The organism is Roseibium sp. RKSG952 (genome assembly GCF_009711355.1).
Genome location: NZ_SMMF01000681.1, coordinates 1 through 3,977 on the forward strand (window position 1 = coordinate 1; position 3,977 = coordinate 3,977).

General features: G+C 53.7%; 3 protein-coding genes. 2 read left to right on the forward strand and 1 reads right to left on the reverse strand.

Annotated elements, in window-relative coordinates; all coding sequences use genetic code 11:
• Positions 1-150: 150 nt before the first annotated feature.
• Positions 151-1,971: an adenylate/guanylate cyclase domain-containing protein gene (locus E1297_RS03775; RefSeq protein WP_196223180.1), complete on the reverse strand. Its 1,821-nt coding sequence runs from the start codon at positions 1,969-1,971 to the stop codon at positions 151-153.
• A gap of 384 nt (positions 1,972-2,355) precedes the next feature.
• On the opposite strand from E1297_RS03775, the gene E1297_RS03780 reads away from it, so the two are divergent.
• Together E1297_RS03780 and E1297_RS03785 are read left to right on the forward strand one after the other, a co-directional pair.
• Positions 2,356-3,153 carry a reprolysin-like metallopeptidase gene (locus E1297_RS03780; protein ID WP_155134089.1) on the forward strand — a complete coding sequence of 266 codons (798 nt, stop codon included), beginning with the start codon at positions 2,356-2,358 and terminating at the stop codon, positions 3,151-3,153.
• A 176-nt stretch (positions 3,154-3,329) separates the two neighbouring features.
• The gene (locus E1297_RS03785) at positions 3,330-3,896 is read left to right on the forward strand and encodes a hypothetical protein (RefSeq protein WP_155134092.1); all 567 of its coding nucleotides are present in this window, start codon (positions 3,330-3,332) and stop codon (positions 3,894-3,896) included.
• Positions 3,897-3,977: the final 81 nt, after the last annotated feature.

Sequence of the window (3,977 nt, forward strand, 5' to 3'; positions counted from 1 at the left end):
CCCCGGCACCAGCTCCAGCCCCGGCACCGGCTCCAGCCCCGTATCCAGCTCCTGCGCCGGCACCTGCTCCCTGCGCCATGACTTCCCTCCTCAATCAAGGACACAACTTTTAATAGTGAGGCAAAAAGGGGTTGCCTAAGCAAAAAACAGTTAATCCGGTAGTTTTGCCAGGCGAAGTCCGTCTTCCAGTCTATTTCTGTCGCGGTGCCGTTGCAAAGGGTACCACGACAAGTAGTGGGATATGCTGAAGTTTGGCTCGGCATCGAGAAGTGAGCGTCCGGCCGCCTGCGCTTCCTCAAGGTTGCCGTTTTGCGCAAGTGCAGCTGCAAGTATTCTCTTGCAGGCAACAAACCTTGGGTTCGCTCTTTGTGACTTTCGCAGCCAGAAGACTGCCTCATCGAAGCGGCCCTCGACGAATTCGGCAATCCCGGCTGCTATCCAGAAGAAAAAATTCATCGGGTCAAACGGGGTGAGTTGCCAGACATTTTGCAGCCTCTGACGAGCTTCGTTTCCACGACCGCAATATGCGTGGGACAGGCTGCTCAGGGCCCAGGCGAGCGAGGAATTCGGATCCATGTGCAGCGCTTGCTCCAGGAGATCGCTGGCCTCGGACGGGCGGCGGTCTAGAAAAGCGATGACGTGGCCCCGGATAGCCAGCGCAAAAGCATCATCGGGATCGAGCGTGACGGCGCGGCGCGATTCTGTCAGGGCGAATTCGCGATCTTTTTTGACATCCCGCGACAGCCCGTCGCCGATCCAGAATATCATGCGCCATGCCAGATAGGCATGTGCCTGGGCATATTCTGGATCGAGAGCGATCGCTCTTTTCAGGATGACTTCTGAGTCCTCGTAAGATTGCGGACTGAAGTTGTAGAGTTGCGACAAGGCCCTTAACACACAATCATAGGCATCAAGGCTTTCGGTTGGCCGGTTGCGGATCCGCTCGAACTCAACCTTTCGTACTCTCGGTTCAAGCGAAGCAACAATATTCGAAACGATCCGGTCCTGAAACTCGAACAGGTCCGTGTCATTGCCGTTGAAGCACTCCGCCCAGATGGTGCGCTCATGTTCAGCTTCCACTAGTTCAACGCAGATACGGATGCTGGTGGACGGGTTCCCCGCACCGGTGGTGCGCCGGCGCATGCTTCCCTGCAGGATGTATCTGACGCCGAGTGCGCTGGCGATTGAGCGATGGTTTTCTGCGCCATTGGCAAATCTCAGTGTCGAGGCATGCGAAGTCACAAACAGTGACCGCCTGCGGGAAAGGCCGGCAATAATGTCTTCGGTAATACCCTCTCCAATGTATTGCTCCGATTCACCTGCATGGACCATCCGGAGCGGCAGTATCGCTATGGTCGGTCTTGATGACCACAGCAGAAAGGGTTGCGTCAGTGTTTCGTTCGAACCGTTCCCGCCGGGTTCGACCGCATACAATCTCAAGGGCTGGTCAATGTTTTTTAGGGGAGGTGTGCCGAGATCGCGAAAATGGAGCGGCAGCCTGTCCCGTACCAGTTCACACACTGCCTGCGTTGCAACGATTTGACCCGGTTGAGCCACCTGATGAATGCGCGAAGCGATATTGACGCCGTTGGACAACAGCATGCCGTCATCGTCGATTATGTCGTCCACATTGATGCCGATACGCAATTTGATTGGTGACACCGTGTTGGGGTTTTCGGACTGGCTTTGTATGCTCCGCTGGATATCGACCGCCCAGCTCACCGCGCTCACCACGCTTTGAAATTCAATCAGTACCGCGTCCCCGGGCACCTGGGCAAGCCGTCCGCCATGACGCTCCATTTGAGGCAGCAGAATGTCGTGGCGCAGGCTTCGCCAATGCGAAGCCGCCTCGGCGTCATCCTTTGCCATGAGTCGCGTGAATTCAGCCACATCCGCAAATACAACAGCTGCCAGACGCCGTGAAACGGTAGAAGCGAATTTTTCCTGTTTCTTTATTAAATCGGTCGCCATTGAAGAATCCCGGAACAGGCCGGCTTTGAGTGACGCGTGTAAATATATTCTGAATCTGGCTACAACCATTTCATGGATCGATTGCCGTATCAAGTTATACTACCGTAGGGTAAGTTTAGTTTTTGCGTGTGTATTAAGTAATTGTCAGTAATGCCTAGGAAATATGTTGTTTTTGGAGGATTGTACTGCGGTTCTTTTTACGGGATATCGCCTCAAGCGTGCCGGCTGCGGAGCAGCTGTTGACTGGATGCCGGGTTGGTTTTGAAAACTGCTGTCGGTTTCTCGTAACCGGCTCAGACTCTCGTTTTTCGTATGTTTCCTGTACTTTCAAATTTTGCGCGCGATTCTTTGCGGCATACAGCTGGCGAACAAGGGAAGATGCCTATGGCAGGGTCGGGGTTTGAAGACGGTGTGCGGACATCGGGAACTGCGTTGGCATTCAGGGCGCGGGAAAAGGCCGCGCGGGAGCAGGCGCCGCACATTCACGTTTACGGTCCGGCGTCTGCCGTTTGCGATACGGAGGGGCGGGGGCATGAAACGCCGGGAGGCAAATCGGCGCTGGAGCTGGTGCTGCATGCCGGGGATGGCTTCATCCCGCTTTGGGCGGAAGGGGTGACGCTGCACTGGCGGTTTCAGGAGCGCTCACTGCTGGCATTCGAGGATCCGGACGGTGCGCGCGCCGCCATCGCCGCGCTTATGGCAAGGGGGCTGGCGCTTTGGGGGGATGCTGTTCCGGTGCGCTTTGCGGAAAACAATGAGCTTTGGGACTTCGAGGTGGTTGTCCGGGATCAGGACCGGTGTTCGCCAAACGGCTGTGTGTTGGGTTCGGCCTTTTTCCCCGGAGGCGGGCAGCACCAACTGGTGCTCTATCCCAAACTGTTTGAGCAGAGCGAACAGGAACAGGTCGAAACACTGGCCCATGAGTTCGGGCATGTGTTCGGGCTCCGGCATTTCTTTGCCAATATCAGCGAAACCCGATGGGCGAGCGAAACATTCGGGGAGCAATGCCGGTTCACGATCATGAATTATGGCCCCGAGAGCGTTCTGACCGAAAACGACCGCCGGGATCTGAGGGCGCTTTACCGGATGGCCTGGAGCGGTGAGCTGACAAATGTCAACGGAACCCCGATCCGCCTTGTCACGCCCTTCAGTGCGCAAAGGGACTTGGCTCTGGCGTTTTGATTCTGGTTGGCTGAGGTTGTGAGCCCCGGTCGTAACCGCGACGTCGTTGACTGAGCTGTAAGTGTAGAATTTTTTTGAGGGCTGTTGACGTTAAAATTAGAATATTCGAATAAATTATCTTATAGCCATCATTGTTAAACTCCGCGAAAGGAAAATTATTTGATGGAGGGTTTGTATTGCATTTATTGATTGTCCGTAAGATATTTGTGCCATTATTTTTGTGTTTCGTATCATTTTTTGCAGATTCACGTTTAAATGGCGCATCTGCAAGCAATAATTTTATGCCGATTTACCACGCAAGTGATCCCGAATTCGACTCTTTCATTGGGAGTTTTCTGCAGACGTTTCTTTATGTGTCCGGTTTCCAGGTGGTGGATGAAAGCTGGCCGAGCTTTATTTTTATTTCAGCGCCGGACGCATTGAGTGGTGGAAAGTTGAATACGGCAACGCTTCAGGATGAGTACAAGGTACTTGTCCCTCTACTAGAGGGTATCGATTTTAAAGTGAATACATGCGGGATTCAGCGCGTTGTTTACACTCGCGATGCGTCCAAACTGGAAACTATCGTGGCCATAAATAACACAAACGAAAACGAGGGGGCTTCTGCTCAAGGCTGCTTTTTTCTTGCGTTGGGGTTCTTTCTTGGAATGGATTTAAGTCGCTTGCAGGAGTTGACTACACCGGAAATGGCTCTTTCAATCCTGCATTTTGCGGGAGGTGCGGAGGCTTCCGGCGAATTATAAATGTGGTTTTGGTAATGCGTTTCTCCGAAGGCCATTTCGGTCTCATGGAACGGTGGACTCAGCCGCGAAGTGCAACAAGGC

What these genes read in the sequence shown, in the direction of transcription:
- E1297_RS03780 (WP_155134089.1), top strand. Translation starts at nt 2,356, where the DNA reads ATGGCAGGGTCGGGGTTTGAAGACGGTGTGCGGACATCGGGAACTGCG.
- E1297_RS03775 (WP_196223180.1), bottom strand. Translation starts at nt 1,971, where the DNA reads ATGGCGACCGATTTAATAAAGAAACAGGAAAAATTCGCTTCTACCGTT.